Origin of the sequence: secondary endosymbiont of Ctenarytaina eucalypti (assembly GCF_000287335.1) — a bacterium.
In the GTDB taxonomy this organism is placed as follows: domain Bacteria; phylum Pseudomonadota; class Gammaproteobacteria; order Enterobacterales; family Enterobacteriaceae.
The window spans coordinates 1,225,000-1,244,252 of the sequence record NC_018419.1; the positions used below are offsets into that span (position 1 = coordinate 1,225,000).

Annotated in this window: 12 protein-coding genes; 5 read left to right on the plus strand and 7 right to left on the minus strand. The window is 45.6% G+C overall.

The window, feature by feature from the left end:
- Positions 1-2: 2 nt before the first annotated feature.
- Together A359_RS03515 and tmk are read right to left on the minus strand one after the other, a co-directional pair.
- Positions 3-1,010 carry a DNA polymerase III subunit delta' C-terminal domain-containing protein gene (locus A359_RS03515; RefSeq protein ID WP_014888487.1) on the minus strand — a complete coding sequence of 336 codons (1,008 nt, stop codon included), beginning with the start codon at positions 1,008-1,010 and terminating at the stop codon, positions 3-5.
- On the minus strand, positions 1,007-1,648 hold the full coding sequence (tmk, locus tag A359_RS03520; RefSeq protein WP_014888488.1) for a dTMP kinase: 642 nt from the start codon (positions 1,646-1,648) through the stop codon (positions 1,007-1,009). Before tmk ends, A359_RS03515 begins: the two co-directional genes overlap by 4 nt.
- A 444-nt stretch (positions 1,649-2,092) precedes the next feature.
- Here tmk and A359_RS03525 point away from each other — a divergent pair, with 444 nt between their 5' ends.
- On the plus strand, positions 2,093-2,404 hold the full coding sequence (locus A359_RS03525) for a hypothetical protein (RefSeq protein ID WP_160142733.1): 312 nt from the start codon (positions 2,093-2,095) through the stop codon (positions 2,402-2,404).
- Positions 2,405-4,599: 2,195 nt separating this feature from the next.
- Here A359_RS03525 and acpP read toward each other — a convergent pair.
- The 5 genes from acpP to rpmF form a co-directional block, all read right to left on the minus strand.
- Positions 4,600-4,842 carry an acyl carrier protein gene (gene acpP, locus A359_RS03535; protein WP_014888491.1) on the minus strand — a complete coding sequence of 81 codons (243 nt, stop codon included), beginning with the start codon at positions 4,840-4,842 and terminating at the stop codon, positions 4,600-4,602.
- 153 nt (positions 4,843-4,995) lie between these two features.
- Positions 4,996-5,730, minus strand: a complete 735-nt coding sequence (fabG, locus tag A359_RS03540; protein ID WP_014888492.1) for a 3-oxoacyl-ACP reductase FabG — start codon at positions 5,728-5,730, stop codon at positions 4,996-4,998.
- A 14-nt stretch (positions 5,731-5,744) separates the two neighbouring features.
- The gene (gene fabD, locus A359_RS03545) at positions 5,745-6,674 is read right to left on the minus strand and encodes an ACP S-malonyltransferase (RefSeq protein WP_014888493.1); all 930 of its coding nucleotides are present in this window, start codon (positions 6,672-6,674) and stop codon (positions 5,745-5,747) included.
- Positions 6,675-6,692: 18 nt separating this feature from the next.
- The gene (locus tag A359_RS03550) at positions 6,693-7,646 is read right to left on the minus strand and encodes a beta-ketoacyl-ACP synthase III (protein WP_014888494.1); all 954 of its coding nucleotides are present in this window, start codon (positions 7,644-7,646) and stop codon (positions 6,693-6,695) included.
- 1,029 nt (positions 7,647-8,675) lie between these two features.
- Positions 8,676-8,846 carry a 50S ribosomal protein L32 gene (gene rpmF / locus A359_RS03555; RefSeq protein WP_014888495.1) on the minus strand — a complete coding sequence of 57 codons (171 nt, stop codon included), beginning with the start codon at positions 8,844-8,846 and terminating at the stop codon, positions 8,676-8,678.
- A gap of 2,111 nt (positions 8,847-10,957) precedes the next feature.
- Between rpmF and A359_RS04525 the strand changes: the two genes are divergently transcribed.
- The 4 genes from A359_RS04525 (at position 10,958) to tamB (ending at position 19,223) form a co-directional block, all read left to right on the plus strand.
- Complete coding sequence (locus A359_RS04525; protein ID WP_268257758.1) at positions 10,958-11,083, plus strand: hypothetical protein; 126 nt, start codon at positions 10,958-10,960, stop codon at positions 11,081-11,083.
- 1,223 nt (positions 11,084-12,306) lie between these two features.
- A complete protein-coding gene (locus A359_RS04510) occupies positions 12,307-12,480 on the plus strand; it encodes a hypothetical protein (protein WP_230197408.1) in 174 nt (57 codons plus the stop codon).
- 1,239 nt (positions 12,481-13,719) lie between these two features.
- Positions 13,720-15,417: an autotransporter assembly complex protein TamA gene (gene tamA / locus A359_RS03560; protein WP_052306314.1), complete on the plus strand. Its 1,698-nt coding sequence runs from the start codon at positions 13,720-13,722 to the stop codon at positions 15,415-15,417.
- On the plus strand, positions 15,414-19,223 hold the full coding sequence (gene tamB / locus A359_RS03565) for an autotransporter assembly complex protein TamB (RefSeq protein WP_014888499.1): 3,810 nt from the start codon (positions 15,414-15,416) through the stop codon (positions 19,221-19,223). The genes tamA and tamB overlap by 4 nt, the downstream gene beginning before the upstream one ends.
- The last annotated feature ends 30 nt before the right edge of the window (positions 19,224-19,253 follow it).

Here is a 19,253-nt window from a genome sequence, read left to right on the forward strand (position 1 = left end):
GTTCAACTTATTCCTAATAGAGAGGTAGAGTAATTGTTCATGTTTTTCTCCCAACTCAACAAGTAATGGGTTAGTAATAGTTCGCGATTGACGCCGCGGATCTCCTGGCACTGGCGAAAATACTGTAGCCACCCTTGCCATTGTACGTGAAGTACGCTAGATGAGCATCGCCCTCCTAGCGCTATTACTAGCGACGTCCTATCAGTATTGATAAGAAATCTATCCGCGCCCTGCTGCCATCTGAGCGCGTCGGTCAGAAGGCTAAGCAGCCAATGAACCGGCGCATCGTCTTGATCCTGATTTAGTGTTGGCAAGAGTACCAAAAAATCGTTACTAGCAAGAGCATCCTTTAAAGCTGAGCAAAGTGCAAGCCGTGCCTGCCAGCGTGATGGCTGTAGCAAGTTCGCCGCCGCTAGCGGCGCGTTTGAGGATAGGCGTAGTGCAGTGTGGGCTGAAATGGGGTCAGAATAACCTGCTTTCCGTAACCAGTTCAGCCCTAGAGTATCACTGGGAGTTGGCAAGGGCCAATAAAGACACCTGCTTCTTAAGGTCGGCAACAGGCGTGCTGGTGTTTGGCATCCTATGAGAAAGTAGGTACCCTTCGGTGGCTCTTCTAGTGTTTTCAAAAGTGCGGCTGCCGCCTGCTCAGTGAGTTGCTCGACATGAGGCAAACAGACTACTTTTACACCACCCTGCGGGGTTCTGCCATAAATTTCATGGATCATAGCGCGGATACTTTCCACCCCCAAACTCTCTCGGCCATGTTCTGGCTTTGGTTGATAAAAGTCAGGATGATTTCCAGCAATCATTAGCCGGCAGCTACGGCAGAATCTGCAGCTTTTGGTGCCTTCTCGATTCTGGCATATGAGCCAACGGCTAAGAGCATAGCATAGTGATGCTTCGCCATTACCGGGCCGGCTATGTAGTAGCAAGGCACAATCCGAATGCGCTTTTCGATAATGCGCCAGGATTTTTCGGTAGGGGTCATTGAGCCATGGGTACCACTTCATGGCGTTTCTGTCTGTGCACGTAGCCATTCCATTAGTCGTGCGCGGACTACGGTCGTCACGACGTCAAGTGGTGGGCTGGCGTCAATGGTAACAATACGCTCGTCTACTGCTGCGCGCGATTGATAACCCGATCGTGCACGCTCGAAAAATGCAAGCGGCTGAACTTCGATTCGATCCGGCTGAGCGCGGGAGCGCACTCTGGCCAGACCATCTTCTGGCAGAATGTCCAAGTATAGAGTCAGGTCAGGGTAAAAATTTCCTAACACTGCCTCACGAAGAGCTTGCAAGAAACGGGCATTGATGCCTCGCCCCGCACCCTGATAAGCATGGGTGGAGAGATCGTGGCGGTCTCCCACTACCCAATTCCCCCGTGCTAGCGCCGGCTTAATCACCTGCTCTACTAGCTGCACACGCGCGGCGTAAAGCATTAGTAATTCGGCAAGATTAGTTACGGACTCATTGCCTGCTCCGTCTTTGATAAGCGTTCGCAGGACCTCCGCCACCGGCGTACTGCCCGGTTCGCGGGTCAATACTACATCGCGAATACCCTGCTGACGTAGGACGTCTACCACTGCTCCAATCGCGCTAGATTTACCGGCGCCTTCCAGCCCCTCGATCACGATGAATTTACTGTTCATGCTTTGCCTGTGTGCTTATCCGTTAACAATGTTGTGTTTCCGCCCGAAGATAGCCCACCATTTTTCTGTTAAACAATATAAGGCCATCGTGGCTTGCAGCGCTGGAGAGACAGTGTTAGGCGCTTTTTCTGGATACCTAGAGGCTCAAAGTGAGGTCCAGCAGGGGACTCATAATGCGTATGAGCGTCATCGGGATGTATTGTACCGCATTAGCATCATTATGTCCTTCCGCGTAATACTTCCTTGATGACTTTTCAAGGTATTCGATAACTATCGAGTCACATTTCAGTTTAATACCGACAGTGAGTTAGTTAATAAAATTTGATGTAAAATGAGCTCGTTCTGCTTTTATCCTGATTTTATCAATGATAGGCCCATAGCTAACATTGCTTTTAGTTTTTTTAGAGCACTGTATCATACAGTCGCTGTCAGATTATAGAGATAGTGCGGGGTATGTATGTGCACTGGGTGAGGGCCTACTTTCAAGGGTGTTGTCTATATCCAGATGTCGGTATTGAGCATATAAAATGGTTTATCGAGCATGCTATCGCTGAGGACACCTTTGACGTCTTGCGGAAGGTATGGGGCGTGGCGTCCTGCAGAGCCCGTGTTATATGTGAAACTCGTCCGAGCATGGACCGTGATAATTGCACTCTCGATCTGTTTATAAAACCAGCTTGTGATATACGCATCGCTTTTCCGCTGACGCTCTGTAGCATCAAGCCGCGCATCCTTATTTCTCTCCTTATTAATTAACTTGTCCTAATTTTTAGAAGCATTAAAAACGAGATCTAACGCTCTATGAGACATGGTAGCGAATTGAGATATCGCATACCATATTGCTGACGCAGCTAGTATTGCAGACCCGCGCGATCGTGTCTGTTCGAAAAAGTAAGCAGCATTTTCTTCTTGGTGACCAATGCCTCGGTTTTAGAGCATGTGAATCACAAAAAAGATACCGACCAGCAGCGCGATCAGTAGCAGAGACGAAAGTATAAAATCTTTTTCTTTGCTATTGATAAAAATATGCCTGTTACAATCCAACAGATCTGGAGATCCGAAAGCCAAAAATAAAAGAATGATTGCGCGCCTGTGTTATGCTATTAATCTTCTGTAATGTAGCTCATTACACTCTTGCTATCCAGCACACAACAATGTACGTCCTGACTTTCGCGGGCCAGATCGGTTCCAACTTGCATCTGCTCATACTAAATATTAGATATTAAGGGACGATTACTCTACCTCGCATGAGGGAAAATTGTACAACTCGTTTTAGCGAAGGCGAGCGATTTTGGTCTAGTGGGAATGATATGTTTCTGTACGAGCTCACAAAATGATTGACTAAAGAGCATTGCAATCGCATACCTCGAACCTCCTAATACGCTAAAGAGTAACCAGCACTTCCTCACCGAGCATCATCCATTCGTAATGCCAGGGCGGCAATAAGCCTAGGGTCTTCGTTAAGTACCTGAAGGAGGTGCAGAAAAGATTGTCGAAATATGCTCTATAAGTAGTGAGCTGATTATTAAATGCAAAAGAATAATGCTTTTCTAGCATGAAGGCTTAGAAGAGCATATTTTCTTATTTTTTGTACTTTTCTCATGTTGTTTCACTTCATGCCGTGACATTGAAACAAGTAATGGTGTCAATAAATGAACAGAAAAATAATTTTCTGAAAAACTTTTAGTAAGTAATTGCTATGTCTTTCAGGGCACTATTCTTCTAAGTCCAGTGCGTCTTTTGTGTCACGCTCGCGAAAGACTAAACCATGGTATGATGAGAACCCATGAGGCAAGATAATAGATTGACATTGTTTAAATATCAGTCAGATGGCGGTTCTACTAACGGTTAAAAGAAATTGCGCAACACGTCATCTCTTTTTTTACCCGCCGCGTTTTTAGAGATATGATCGAGATCGTAACCTTCGTCGGGGTGAGCTAGATTTTTTCTCGGAGACATAACCCGATCATATTACTACGCTTAAGGATCGTTTCTATGGCATCGTATAGTATACTATCGGCCCCAACTCGATGACTGCCCAGCGCTTGAGTAGAGCGCGCTATCAATTTTTTAGCAGACTCTGCAAATATAGCCTTTACCGCCGGGCGTGGCCTTATTGCTGCATAAGACTCCCCACGCGAGGGAGACCTTGTGAATTGATGTAGGCTAGTTGTTCTGAAGGCCTGCCTGGATCGCGCTGCATAAGTCATTGACTATCGAGCGCGCCTCGATTCTGGTATGCGTCGTCTAGGTCATGCGGCAATGATTTTTACTTATGTTCTGTATATCACGACTTCGGCTTATGTTTCTGCACCGTGCTATTTTACACGTTTATGCACATTTAATGTGGATCATGCCTGAGTCATCGAAAAAACGGAACTCTCACGGTCGCGATCCCAAGGGTAAGCTGTGTGCGGCTGGGGGTGATCTTTGCAGAGTGACAGCGCTTGCGTCTTTTCAAAAAATGCCGACATTGAGTAATATTCTGTTTTTTACGGGCCTATTGGCATATTGATGCTAGTGTCGGGTACGAAGAGCGGAATCATTTTTCGTGATCCGTCATTTCTCAGTGTTCTCTCGTTATCTTCCATCAATTACATCCTAGCGATACCCAACCTAAGTGGCTTACCGAGAAGATCTACAGTTGCTTCGGTAACGACTAGGCTAGCGGCAATGCCATACTGCATGCAAGCATGTATCTTGCTGCTGCCTTATACAATAACTTATCTTTAGGATGAAAATGTTTCACTAAGCTAGAAAAACGGGTGCCATAGGCAGTAGTGCCAAAATAATTGATCGGACTAATTCTAATCCGTCCGAAAAGGAGGTGCTTTAACTAGATTCTATGGTCTTTCTGAGAGGAGATAGCAAGATAAAGCGCGGTTCAAAAGAGGAGGGATGGATTCGTATAAGGCTCAAACGTAGGCGGTCAAATGACCACCTAGAAATATTTACTTGCTTTGCTGATGTGCCTGAATAAAATCAATTGCTGCTTGAACAGTAGTGATTTTTTCAGCTTCTTCATCCGGAATTTCGGTATCGAACTCTTCTTCGAGGGCCATGACCAGCTCAACGGTGTCAAGAGAGTCAGCACCGAGGTCGTCAACGAAAGAAGCATGATTTACAACTTCTTCTTTCTTAACGCCTAGTTGCTCAGCGATGATTGCCTTAACGCTTTCTTCGATAGTGTTCATGCTGTTAAATTTCCTATCAAAAATCGCTTACGCGATGGTTTTCGTAGTGTATAAAATCTTAAAAAGATGCACCTCAATCCCGGCTTGTCGAACAAAGATTTTATACTATTTTTTGCTTTTTACTACAAATAACGCAAATGATTTTAATGCTTTTTACGGCATATACATGCCGCCATTGACATGGATTGTTTCGCCAGTAATGTATGCCGCCTCTTCAGAGGCTAAAAATGCTACCGCGCTGGCTATTTCCTTTGGATAACCAAGACGGTTGACCGGAATATGCGATAAAATCTTCGCACGGTGCTCATTTGTTATGGATTGGGTCATATCCGTTGCGATAAAGCCTGGAGCTACTACGTTGACCGTAATGCCGCGTGAGGCCACTTCACGTGCTAGAGATTTACTAAAACCAATTAAACCTGCTTTTGCAGCGGCATAATTAGTTTGCCCAGCATTCCCCATTGAACCAATAACAGAACCGATTGTAATAATTTTCCCGTATCGATGTTTCATCATGGCCGGCATCACCGCTTTCGACATGCGGAATACAGAGGTTAAATTAATATTTATCATAGACTGCCATTCATCTTCTTTCAAGCGTATCAGTAGATTATCGCGAGTAATGCCCGCATTATTCACTAATATATCGGCGTAGCCAAATTGGCTTCGCATCTTCTCTAAAAACGCTTCTATGGAACATTTACTGGAAACATCTAATTCCATACCTGTACCACTTTCCCCAAGATAAGCGCTGATATCTTCTGCGCCTGTTTTGCTAGTAGCGGTACCAATCACAGTTGCGCAACGTGCCGAAAGCATTTCCGCTATTGCGCGGCCAATACCTTTTCTAGCGCCAGTCACCAGCGCAATTTTACCTTCAAAGCTCATCTGTCACCCCAATGTTAGTATTTAATCGTTGCCGCAAGCGAAGTGAGATCGTTCACGGCTATGCCGGACATGGTGGCAAGAATACGTTTTGTTAGTCCGGTCAGGACCTTACCAGGGCCAATTTCTAATAATGTCTCAACGCCTTGGGTCGCAAGGTATTCGACGGTTTGAGTCCATCGTACTGGGCTATAAAGTTGGCGTACCAAGGCTTGACGGATAGCGGATGGATCCTGCTCCACGCGGGCATCAACATTATTAATTACTGGTATCCGCGGTGTGATAAAGGTGACCTGGGATAACGCCTGAGCGAGTTTTTCCGCTGCGGGTCTCATAAGGATACAGTGGGCTGGCACGCTAATGGGTAAGGGCAACACGCGCTTAGCCCCTGTTTCTTTACAGAACAAGCCGGCCCGCTCTACTGCTTCCTTGTGCCCGGAAATCACCACTTGACCAGGTGCATTGAAATCCAACAGCGATACTACCTGCCCCTGAGCCGCCTGTTGACAGGCGGTAGTGATGGCCGCATGATCCAGTCCAATAATAGCTGTCATTGCACCTCTGCCTTCTGGAGCCGCTTCCTGCATCAGTGTACCGCGTAGCGCTACCAGCTCGATGGCGTCGGTGAAGACTAGACTGCTGGCGCAGACTAGCGCAGAATACTCTCCAAGACTGTGACCTGCTAGAAATGCCGGTGTCCGTCCGCCTCGCTGCTGCCAGACGCGCCATATTGCAACAGATGAGGCCAATAGCGCCGGCTGGGTCTGCCAGGTTTTATTTAGCTCTTCTGCCGGGCCTTCCTGTACCCGCTGCCATAAATCATAGCCTAGTACGGCGGAAGCTTCGGAAAAAGTCGCTTTGACTATCGTGTACTCTGACGATAACTCCGCCAGCATTCCTACCGTTTGGGAGCCTTGTCCTGGAAATACCATCGCAAAAATAGTCATGATTATGCGTCCTCTAAATTAAAAGCGTAACAGCACCGAACCCCAGGTAAAACCTCCACCAAAAGCTTCCAGCAGCACTAGCTGTCCTGGCTGAATACGACCATCGCGCACTGCTACATCGAGTGCCATCGGCACCGAAGCGGCGGAGGTATTACCGTGCCGATCAAGTGTGACTACTACTTTTTCCATGCTCATTCCCAGGCGTTTAGCGGTAGCAGTAATAATCCGGATGTTGGCCTGATGTGGTACCAGCCAGTCCATCTCGCTGCGATCGATTGCATTGGCGCTGAGCGTTTCGTCGACGATATGCGTTAATTCAGTGACAGCCACCTTAAACACTTCATTGCCTGACATTGTCAAGTAAGCAGACGCCGCGGGATCTAGACGGTTATGATATGGAAGCTTTAGCAGATCGCCATAGCGGCCGTCAGCGTGAAGATGCGTGGAGATGATACCGAGTGTCGCTGAACATCCGAGCACTACTGCACCCGCGCCGTCACCGAATAAAATCAACGTACCACGATCATCCGGATCTAAGGTATGGCTTAACGTATCGGAACCTACCACTAGCGCATATTTGACAGCACTGTTTTTGATATAGGCATCTGCCACGCTGAGGGCATAGGCAAAACCGGCGCAGGCCGCGGCTATATCGAAAGCGATGCAGTCATTAATCCCCAGCTCTCGCTGAATTTGGCAGGCTGAACTAGGAAAAGCATGGCTAGAGGAGGTTGTAGCGACAATGAGCATGCCAACTGTATTCGCCTTGATTCCAGCCATATTCAGAGCTTGTTCAGTAGCATAACGCCCCATGCTGGAGACGGTTTCATCAGCCCGAGCGATGCGGCGTTCGCGGATGCCGGTTCGGGAGACAATCCACTGATCCGAAGTGTCAACCATTTTTTCTAGGTCAGCGTTGGACCGTATATGCGCGGGAAGATAGCTCCCAGTGCCGAGAATCTTAGTAAACATGTACGCTTAATCACTCTTGGGTAGTACCGCATCCAGGCGTACGGCAGTCCTCCCTAGGACTGCCACACAACCGCTTGCAATTACCTTATTAAATAGCGGCGGTAAACGCACGCTGATTGTCTGCGCCGTGGATTTTCATTACGGTGCTTTGCAAACCTCTCAGGAACGCACCATTATATTATTTTCTATTCAGTTACCTGAATTGATAAATCAGGCGATGTTTCATCCAGTGATTACTTCATCTCCTCACGTAATCCTGCCTAGCACCCTGTTCCCTAAACTCTGACAGCAATGGCAAACACTTACTATCACTCTCATACTATTGTTCTGAATCTGATGTTGTTTTCTAAAACTGTAAAGACTACTTACATCAGATTTGTTCATCTATGATGCATTGTCTTTAAAATAGTCACTATAATATGCTTAAGAAAGGATTGCTTAACAGCATCTCCGCTTACTGAATACGGGTTTCCCCTGTTTTTCATCTTCCCATGAGGTTTGAAAGTGCTTCACGTAACCATATATCTTTACAGCCTGCGTTGCTATGATCGCTTTCATGATGCTGAAGAGTTTGCAGCAGCACACTATTGCAGTTGATGTTAGCGCTTAAAGTTAGCACGACTTTTTTTCTCTAATGTTATGGTCTTAAACTAACGCACGGTATCGTGTGCATGTTTCCAGCGCTGAGGCAGACAATTAGGCGTGGGCGCTTTGGGGCCTCCTTCTTGACGCAGAGCTAGCGGAAGCATGTTGCGCGTCTTGAGTGTCGTATGACCTGACACGTTTTGGTGCCACTGATAATATGCGATGCAGTGGAAATAATTATTAAGCGCTTAAGAAAAATAGAATTAGTTATCTTTAATAAAAGATGAAGTGTGGCTGAATTACTGATGAGTAGCAGTTCTAGTTGCAGGCGTGTGACTGGTGCCTGAAATAGTTTTGGCAAAGTCATGGCATGAGCGGTGCGACTGTTCATTATGCATTTAAAATCCGGGCGCTAAGCCTGAATGTGTCGCTTTAGACATATATTTATTTAGCGATAACTTTACATCCGCAGTAGAAGCCGTCAGCGGTGATGTGGTGACGTAGATGAGTTTCACCGGAAGCTTTATCTACTGACACATGGGCAGCAATCAGCGCGTCGTGAGAACGCCTCATACCACGTTTTGAGCGTGTAGGTTTATTTTGTTGTACGGCCATGAAATTACTCCTTAAGTGGATGTAGTTTAAACAAACTCAGATAGACAAGAGAGTACGTTTTTCTATTCTTTCGGGTAGAATGCCGAGTGCTTGTGTCGTTTTAAATATTATACAGTGTTCAGGACTACGCACCTGCGCGTGATCGGAAGAAAAAGAATCATGTATCTTCTATTAGTTCCGGAAAATCTACCTCCTTAAGCTCATTTCATTTAGATTGCCTCGAGCACTTCCATGAGCGTTGCTGTATATTTTCACTAACGTATAAACTGAAGCTGAATGTTGTATGCACCTGCATTAAGGAATAACTAATATTAATCCTGTTAGCGCAGCATGACTCCTACGGTTGCTTAATAATTAATCGTCGCTAGGCACCAGTTATCAATTGTGAAATATAATATTATCAAGACACCACTCTTCATAGACCTAGTAACACGCTATGCTTGGCTAAGCGTATAGGCAGTATTTTACTCTCAGTTTTTTTAGATTAGGAGGATACTACCTTAATCTTCAAAGAATATTTTTATAGCATATACATGCTAACTTGGTAATGGGTAGAAGTCAAAGAAAAAGGCATTTGGCATCGCTATTCCTTTTTACATGTTCATATCATGAAAACTAAACAGCCTAATAATGTGCTAGACTTGCTTTAAGGCAATTAGCGTCGTGTATGCCAAGTTAGGAAGCAGTAGGGCTATTCTTGCGTGATATAGATAGCGCGCATCCTCTAAGAGCTGCACTTACTTAAGCATTATAACGATGGTTATTACCTTGCCTACTTTTCTCAGATGAGTGATGTATACTTAGGTGTGCATTCAGAAGTATTGTTAACTTGGACATAGCTGTTTCAATTAGTAATTACTTGCCGTTGTTATTAGGTAGCATTACTTTCCCTATACACACTGGCCCTATATTAAGGTTGTAACCGCTGAATATATTCATATGTGTGGGATAGTTCACTAAGTATTGCGAAGTTCATCGCTAGATGAAGGAAGCTTCTTTATTTTTCTGGAACAGAGCACCACGAGAGGACACCTACATTATCAGCTCAGGCAGCCGATAACGCTGTCCGAATTTCTCATCGCTTGTTATGCAAAATCTTAAGGTTAGTGCAGGGTTGTTGCTGGATATGGCATGATTCTACTCTCTAAAGAGTGCTCTTGTTTTACTAAAGTGAAATAATGCAACCTTGTTTCTTAACAAAGCCGGCTACCACCATCTATCGATAATTTGACAGGGCATGTCATTGCATACTGATTTACTTATTCTACCATATCTTCTTGCTCTTGTCGCGCCTTCAAGAAAGAGCCTAAGAAGCTTCGAGTAAGCTTCAATACTTCAAAAACTGCATCAACAATTCTCTATAACACCTCTTAGCAAAAAGCAAAATACTTGTTTAATCATAACTGTAGTTTTAAAAAATATTTTTAAAAAATTTTATATAAACGTGATGTATGCCGTCTTATAATCTATTGATTTATTTTCTAGCAACGACCTTGAGGTTTTTGGTGAAGGCTCATCGAGAATCCTATAGTATAATGTCGAAAAAACATAGAATATAGCATAAAGTGTATCCAAGAGTAGAGAGCGAGAGGGTATGCATAATATAGTCTGATTTATTTAAGAGCAGCATCGCTTTTGTTCTCGTTGGTCCGGCTTTTCAAGTAGATCTACGAAAAATTAGCAGAGCGTTATCGGCATGACCGTACTGACGATATAGGTTGATTTGGTAATGTTTTCTTCAAGAAGATAATTAATCTCTTACCCTGCCGCGGCGGGCAAAGTTATTTAATAAACCATTAAAATCTTATCCTAAGTAATTACGCCTCCTAAAAATAGGAGGTCATCGACGGGTATGCGCTTTATGAAACTATCATGTCCCGGCTTCAAGCGGAACTGAGTAGTCATTTCAGTATAACTACTTTAAATGCGACAGGGGGTAATGAAATCGATATAGTTAAAGGACTAAATGATATCAGGCCCTGAGAAGGACATCAGGCCGTCGGCCTAGCCGAACAGCTGGCCTATCCGTACCATCAGAACATTTTAATATATGCCTATCATTAATATGCACATCCAGGCACACTATAAATCCCGGGGGATATATTACTTTAATGTCTGCCAGCACTGGCCGTACGGCTGCATTGGTCACGGAAGTAACTCGTCAAAAGAAAAAAACGCCGCAAGTTAGCATAAAGGTCTGTGCTGATGTGGCGCAGAAGAAATCTATGCCTTTATAAGGCCCGCTCCTGTCCTGTGTGCAGGGGAAACAGCCGAATACTGAAAATAGTGAATTGTTTATAAAGTTTTTTATACTTCCAGTTTTGCACTGTATATAGTAGTTTTTTATTCCCTGCAAAGCATGAAGAAGGGCCTTCAGTAAGTACTTATAGTAAGATGCGGCTATCGCCACGATCGAAGTGGTGCAAAGCATATTTAATATTTCGCTAAGAGTATTACAAGAATACGTTTACTAAGTTGTTAGATTTATCAATCTACCGTGCTAATGCTTTTTCGATACTTTTCGCAGCAATCTCCAAAGAAAGAAAAGACCAGGATTCAAACCTTCACCTGCGGTATAATAAATGATGGAGTCATCGTAGTAATGAATCTGATAAAGCTCCTAGTACTGTAAGATGCCTTCCCCATTGCGTCATAGTCGGCATGTTGCCGGCCTTTTCTTTCTAAAAAATTGCCGATTTTTAACAAATCCAGCGGACAGGATTTCTCCTTTTTCAAAAAAGCCTTTTTATAAAAAACCTAAAACTACAATCTCTCATCTTCTACCTGAATTAAAGAGAAAGTTTTCATTTTTACGGTTCTTATTGCAGGCTATATAGAGATAGCTTTCAGACGCTGGAAAAATAACAATGCAGCTTGATTTACGATTCGCCTGAGTACCAACAGAGCTGTTTTATAGGCATCGGCATCTCTTAGCTCACACTAATCGCGAGGGTAGCGTGAGAAATCGCTACGCATGGGATGTCTTGCATCACATCGATATTATTAACAGCACCGAGATGTACATAGTTGCCGGATTTTTGCAGAATTAGCAAGCTGCATCACCTAGATAATGTCATTAATTAGCAGACCGCCTTTTTAAATCAGCCAACCGTTGTCATGATGGGCGACGAGCTTCTCCTGCTGTTCTCTTTGGTGACTCAATGCTTCAAGAGAGTGACCATAATATTAGTTGATCGCGAGTGCCCTTGTGATAAGAAGCAGATGCTCGTTTAAAGTGAAAAAAGAATACTCACCTACGATTTTAAAGCAAACCCATCTTTGAACATGGACGTGGCGCAGCCCCAGCAGTCATCGCTGAGCCTGGTGTCGGCGTGCACCGCTATTGAGCGATAGGTTTATAGTGCCAGGACGCAGTGCAATAGATCCGTTTGAGATTTGACATAGCCGATAACTGTTTTGGTCGATGATAGCCGCATAGAGCAGGTATTGAGCATAAGAGATGAAAGGAACTTGTCTCTTTCATACTTTCCGCTCTCCGCTAGTGTTGTGCCAAGTAGAAAATAACACTCTACGCGCACTCATGGTAGAGGATGCGACCTATGGTTATGACTTCAATACGCTTGCGATTATCGCATGTTCCTGCTTCAGCAGGATGCATCGTGTCGTTCATTAGGAATTTCCTACAAGTACGTAGTTTAGCGTTGACGGGGAGCGCCTATGTCCAAAGGCTATTTGAAATAGCCATAGGAATGTTTATGAAAACATTGTTGACACTGATCCTGGGGATGATTTTGTGAAGTAAAAATATTTTTTGAATAAATGCATTATGTGTTTTTTATGCATTGAACCGATAAGGCTCAATCTATTTTCTTCACTGATCTTTTTTTTCATTATAACATGCAGCCATAAGTTAAGTTCACTCAAGCTTCTCTGGTATCGCTAGCGGCGCCACGTGCTTTTGCTAAGTCAGTGCTGCTTGCATGTATGGGGCTTATCGCGAATCGCTCTTAGGAGAAAGTGAGAGTGGAGTAGTATTAGGTTGTCAATACTGACTCGCCTCCGGCGGATGCACGTTAGGTGAATAATAGATCCCCCTGAATAAAGATAGTCTTCTCGTTTAGGTTATGATGTACAGGTTTACGATGCCGTAGCTCCGACCTGTATCAGCTTTATCTCTTCTTCATAGACGGGTATGTAATAGAAGGGTGTTATAGTTGCTGCTATAAACCTGAAAGCGAAATCATCCACCCCATGCTTTTAAGAGAACGGCTCCCACGGGGGTTATACTTTTCTGTACTAAATTGTTAGTAAAAAATACGTATTTTATAAGGGCATGCTATTTTTTTATAAGATTTCGGTGCATGAGGTTACGTTAGAATACGAAATTTATTCAAGTAATTAACAGTATTTCATCCGCTGATGTAACAAAACTAGTAATTATTTAAGCCGCTGGGTTCCAATGCGATCGTGGTGAAGATCGCAACGATTGAGACGCTGAGCTAAATGATACTTCTCAATATGCCTAATAATATCTGCATAATCTAAAAACCGGTTGGTCCGGTTTTGTGATGATAAATTCTCATGTCTGTGATCAATTATATTAAGTGTCATAATGTTATTAATGCTGCTTTGTGGTGAATATAGAGGGTTTACTCAGAAAGAAGCTAAGTTCAATGATAGAGCATCATGCTGTTCTACTATAAAGCTTTAGTAGACAATAGTTGTTGTCTCAGGTGTGCTGTTTTCTTATGAGGTCTATCTTTGTGATTATATCTTACGGGATGAATTGCTTCTCTAAGCCAATAGCAGAGATCGTTTTATTCAACACAGGATAGGAAGAAAAGACCTAGAGGGCATCAGCGTGAAAGCACGACACGGCCGAACATTCCTCTTTCTCTATGCACTGTTGCTGATGCCGCAGGCTTATAGCGCCACCCCCACCCTGCAGGTGGAGGGGATCAGCGGAGACCTGCAACGTAATGTATGCGCACGATTGTATACTATTGACAGCGAACAGGTGACCGCGTCCATGCTTTTCCAAAGCCGGGTGGATCAGGTTGTGCGCGAAGGACTGCGAGCGCTCGGCTATTATTCACCTACTATTAATTTCGGCTTTAAGTCGGCGGCAGACGGCAGCCTCGACGTTCTCATTGTACATGTCACGCCAGGTAAGCCAGTGAAAATCGCTGGAGTCACTATTATGCTGCGAGGTGAAGCGCAGCATGATAGTGATTATAGTCAATGGGTCTCAAACAGCAAGCCTGCGATTGGTGCTGTACTGAGCCACGATGCTTATGAGAGATTTAAAACTGGTTTGTCCAGCCTAGCCTTGCGTAAGGGCTATTTCGACGCCCAGTTTTGCAAGAGTCAGTTGCGAGTTTCTCCATCGTGTTATCAGGTTTATTGGGATATCGATTTTGATAGCGGACAGCGCTATCACTTCGGTAGGGCGCGCTTCTACGGTACGCAGATCGGTGAAGAATATCTACAAAGCCTCGCTAACGTACAAGAAGGCGCACCTTACAGTGCTGCATTACTGGTCGAGCTTAACCACCGGTTAGCAGCGACAAACTGGTTTAATTCCGTGGTAATCTCCCCCCACTGCTCCACCGAGAAACAGAGAAAAACTCTATCATTAGACGTATTCCTGACGCCGCATATTCGTAATAGTTTCGAAACTGGGGTCGGGTACGCCACAGCTCTAGGACCACGTCTTAAAACGACCTGGATAAAATCTTGGCTTAACTCGCGCGGTCATAGTTTACAGACCAGTCTTACCCTATCAGTTCCGGAGCAATCAGTAGATGTCAGCTATAAAATTCCTCTGCTCAGAGATCCCCTTGCGCACTATTATTTACTGAAAGGTGGCTGTAAGCGTGAACATCTCAATAATACGCAGGCAGATTCTACTATGCTGCATGCAGAGCGCTATTGGGATCTGTCTAGTGGCTGGCAGAAAGCTGTCAATGTACGCTGGAGCCTTGATCATTTTATCCAAGCCAATGTCACTGACACTACGATGCTAATCTATCCCGGCCTCAGTATTAATCGTATCCGCCAGAGCAGCAAACTACTCCTGATGCCTGCCTGGGGAATCAGTCAGCGCTATTCACTGGATATCTCTAATACCCTCTGGGGATCGAATATTGATTTTATTATTTATCAGGCACAGAACATCTGGATTCGTACTATGACCGAGAAACAACGATTCTTGGGTCGCGGAAATATGTTCTGGATTGCAACTAAAAATTTTGAACGCGTTCCACCTTCACTTCGCTTTTTTGCTGGGGGGGATCGCAGTATACGGGGGTATAAATACAAATCTCTATCACCGAAAGAAAATAATGGGCTTCTGACTGGCGCCTCCAGGTTGGTCACTGGATCGCTGGAATATCAATATAAATTGAGTGGCAAATGGTGGTACGCGGTATTTTTAGATAGCGGTGAAGCGGTTAATGATATCAAAAAAAGCACTTTTAAGACCGGCGCTGGCGTCGGCGTACGCTGGTATTCACCATTCGGCCCTATCAAGCTAGATATGGCCATCCCGGTTTCGGATGAGCATGAGCATGGCGTGCAGTTTTATATTGGATTAGGGCCGGAATTATGAGGTTGCTTAAGAAAATCTACTTGGGCGTCGCAGTACTTTTGACGTTTTTGGTGGTTGCGTTGGTGTTTGTAGTTAGCACTACTAGCGGAGCACATCTGGTTCTGCACGGCACGGCTCGCTGGATCCCAGGACTGGAAATACATTCTGTCAGCGGTAGCTGGCAGGATTTAACGGTGAAGAATTTACGTTATCAAATGCCTGGTGTTGCGGTAGGTATTGGCGAATTCCATCTTATGTGGAGCTTTAGATGTCTTCGTGAGCCTCAGGTATGCTTGAATTCTCTTTCCCTAAGCAATGTGCATGTCGACGTGAGCATCGCCGAAGTCGGGCCAGCCGCGAAGGTGTTAGTAGAGAGCTGTGCGCTATTAGCACCTTATCCGCTGAATTTGCGCCGCCTGACGCTAAATAATGTTCGGGTTAAAGTGGAAGACACTTATATTGTTATTGACGAACTCAGCACGGGTCTTCGTTTTCATGGGAATCAACTGACTGTCACGCCAACTCTCATTGCTGGTTTGTTAGTGTCACCACCTATTGCGTCGGCGAAAGTAATAGCGGAGACGGTAGCGCTGGCGATGAAATCTGACATCCGTATGTTAAAGAAAAAAAACATTATTGCTGAAGCAAGAGGCGAGTTCATTCACCCATACACGCGGCTAGCTGAAAAACTGCGTACATTGTTTTCCACGCCAATCTTACCACCTTTGTCGTCGTTGACCTTTCCGCTGAATGTAACACTTGAGGATATTGAAGGCAAGAATTTGCGCCTGACAGGTGAAGCCGGTCTGAAGATTAGCCGCTTACGCTTGCAAGCGGCGACCCGTGATCAGCGCGCTGAATTAACGCTGCTAGATATCGACTCGCCCCAGGGGCTGATCAACGCATCTGGAACTGCACAGTTAAGCGGGCGTTGGCCTGTGTCGATGATAATCAACGCCACCATTCATAGCTTGAGACTCAAAGGTGAGAAGATTGCACTTGCATTGCAAGGATGTTTACGTGATGAACTCTTTGCTGATTTCCACTTTTCCGGTCCCCTCACCGCGAAATTATCAGTGAAAGCGCGCCTGTCTCAGCCAGGCCTTCCACTGAAGTTAGCGCTTTCTAGCCCGGCCATACAGTGGCCGTTAATTGGTGTATCGAAATATCAGGTACGTAGACTATCCCTTCGGGTAAACGGCGAGGCTCAGGATTATCATCTGACGTTGAAGGCTGCGATGACCGGCGAAGGCCTACCGCCAATGGACGTAACCTTGGATGCTAATAGCAATCCTGAAGGCTTTATGCTGTCGAGTCTACGACTGGCAGCGCTACAGGGCAATACTGATCTAAGCGCCGTCGTGGACTGGCAGCGCAACATCAGCTGGCGCAGCGAACTTTTACTGAGCGGTATCAATACCGCTCATCAATGGCCTAAATGGCCTGCACGGATTGATGGGCGTCTCATTTTCTGCGGCAGTCTGTATCGCGGAACCTGGCAACTACAGGTGCCAGAACTAGAGCTTCATGGCCATGTCCGGCAAAACAAGCTAACCGCTAAGGGATCGCTCAGCGCTAACACCGCAGGGCAATGGCAGGTACCGCAATTTCTGTTGGCGCTAGGGCCTAATCAGTTAACTGTAAAGGGTGAATTGACCGATGAGTTCGCGCTAGACGCAGTGCTTAATGCGCCAGCGCTGCCAGGGCTGGGTGGTTGGGCGGCTGGCAATATTAAACTTCGAGGAAATCTACATGCGCCGCAGCTACTAATAGATCTGAACGCAAAAGCGCTACGCTGGGGACGGTTAACCTTGGGGAACATCGCGCTGAAGGGTGATATATTTTCCAGTAATATTGTGCGAGGCAACTTAGAATTGCAGCTAGAGAGGTTGGTACAGGGGTCGTTATCCATGACACAACTAACGATAGGTGTCACTGGAGATGAAAAGCATCATCAGATAATGTTAATAATGAAGGGGGCGCCTATTGCGGGCCAGATGAAGTTACGCGGAAGTTTCGACCGGCAACGGCAAGCTTGGCAGGGCGCTCTATGCCAAACGTATTTCGATACGCCTCTTGGGGAATGGCGCTTAATGCGCACGATGACGCTAGAGTACCAGGCTAGCACAGCACATCTCATCATCGGGCCACATTGCTGGAAAAACATTCATGCTCAGATCTGTGCGCCAAAACATAGTGAGATTGGGACATCCGGAAAGGCTCGTTTACTGCTAACTCGCTTTGATTTAGCGATACTAAAGCCCATGCTGCCGGTGAAGATGCATGCTAGTGGTGTATTTACTGGCACGATCGATGTGCGTTGGAAGTCGGGTAGCGCCCCACCTCAAGGCAAGGTAACTCTTGTGGGAAGAGGCGTAAAGGTTCGTCGCATAGTTCAGGGTAATAAGACCCTGCCGGTAGTTTTTGAGACGCTGAGGCTTAATGCCGCACTAGATAAGGGTGTGGTGCGGATCAAGTGGTTGATGAACATCGCCGAGCATGGACGGCTCAAGGGTGATATGCGGGTCATAGAATCCCATAATCGGCGATTGTTGTCTGGTGAGATTAACGTCAATCATCTCTCGTTGTCGCTGTTACAACCCTTAGTATCGCCAGGTGAAAGCGTTGATGGCCTGCTCAATGCTGCGTTACGTCTCGGCGGTGATGTGCGTCGCCCAATGCTGCGTGGCCAGCTAGCGATGGATGGTCTGGTGATCAAAGGTAATTTTATGCCTTTTTTTATGACTGAAAGTCGCTTAGCTGTTGCTTTTTCCGAGACCCGCTCTACCCTAGAAGGGGCGCTCTGCACAACCCGCGGCCAGATCAACCTTATAGGTACTGCCTCCTGGGGCCGGGGGTCAGATTGGAAAGCGCGTATCAGTGCAAAAGGAAATCAAGTGCGCATTATTATGCCGCCGCTGGCGAGGTTAGATATTTCGCCAGATATAGTGTTTGAGGCTACGCCGACCCTATTTTCCCTCAATGGCAAGGTCGACATTCCTTGGGCGCGTATTAAAGTGAAGGATATGCAGCAGAGCGTGGTCGGCATCTGCAAGGATGAGGTGCTTCTGGACAATGATTTTCAGCCGATAACCGATAGCGATAGTGTCCTCGGCATGCCCATAATATCAAATCTTCTGGTGCATGTCGGCGAGGATGTTCACCTAGATGCTTTTGGCCTAAAAGCTAGACTAGAGGGGCATTTAAAAGTAGCACAGGATAAGCAAGCCCTAGGTCTGAACGGGCAAATCGATATTGCCTCCGGACGATTCCACGCCTATGGACAGGATTTAATCGTCAACAAAGGGCAGTTACTTTTTTCCGGACCAGTTGATCAGCCTTACCTAAATATGGAAGCCATTCGGAATCCGGACTGCACAGAGGATGAGGTTACAGCGGGGGTGCGTGTAAGCGGGTTAGCTGACCGCCCGACAGTGAATGTATTTTCTGAGCCGGTAAAATCACAACAAGAGGCGCTGTCTTATTTGCTGCGCGGGCATGGTCTCGATGGTTCTGGCGTCGACAGCAACATGATGACATCTATGTTAATCGGGATGGGGGTTGCACAAAGTGGGCACGTTGTGGGTAAAATTGGAAAAGCATTCCGGGTTAGTGATTTATCATTGGAAACTAAGGGGGTTGGCGAAAGTTCACAGGTCGTGCTCAGCGGTTACATGGCGCCTTATCTTCAGGTAAAGTATGGTGTTGGAATTTTTGACTCACTAGCCACGTTAACGTTGCGTTATCGTTTAATGCCGAAACTTTATCTGGAAGCCGTCTCGGGCCTGAACCAGACGCTAGACATGCTCTATCGGTTTGAATTTTAGTTATGCAAAGTATGATTTAAAAGATTGTCT

Coding starts and splice junctions, on each gene's coding strand:
- A359_RS03515 (WP_014888487.1), bottom strand. CDS start 1,010: ATGAAGTGGTACCCATGGCTCAATGACCCCTACCGAAAAATCCTGGCG.
- tmk (WP_014888488.1), bottom strand. CDS start 1,648: ATGAACAGTAAATTCATCGTGATCGAGGGGCTGGAAGGCGCCGGTAAA.
- acpP (WP_014888491.1), bottom strand. CDS start 4,842: ATGAACACTATCGAAGAAAGCGTTAAGGCAATCATCGCTGAGCAACTA.
- fabG (WP_014888492.1), bottom strand. CDS start 5,730: ATGAGCTTTGAAGGTAAAATTGCGCTGGTGACTGGCGCTAGAAAAGGT.
- fabD (WP_014888493.1), bottom strand. CDS start 6,674: ATGACTATTTTTGCGATGGTATTTCCAGGACAAGGCTCCCAAACGGTA.
- A359_RS03550 (WP_014888494.1), bottom strand. CDS start 7,646: ATGTTTACTAAGATTCTCGGCACTGGGAGCTATCTTCCCGCGCATATA.
- rpmF (WP_014888495.1), bottom strand. CDS start 8,846: ATGGCCGTACAACAAAATAAACCTACACGCTCAAAACGTGGTATGAGG.
- A359_RS04525 (WP_268257758.1), top strand. CDS start 10,958: ATGTCTGCCAGCACTGGCCGTACGGCTGCATTGGTCACGGAAGTAACT.
- A359_RS04510 (WP_230197408.1), top strand. CDS start 12,307: ATGAAAGGAACTTGTCTCTTTCATACTTTCCGCTCTCCGCTAGTGTTG.
- tamA (WP_052306314.1), top strand. CDS start 13,720: ATGCCGCAGGCTTATAGCGCCACCCCCACCCTGCAGGTGGAGGGGATC.
- tamB (WP_014888499.1), top strand. CDS start 15,414: ATGAGGTTGCTTAAGAAAATCTACTTGGGCGTCGCAGTACTTTTGACG.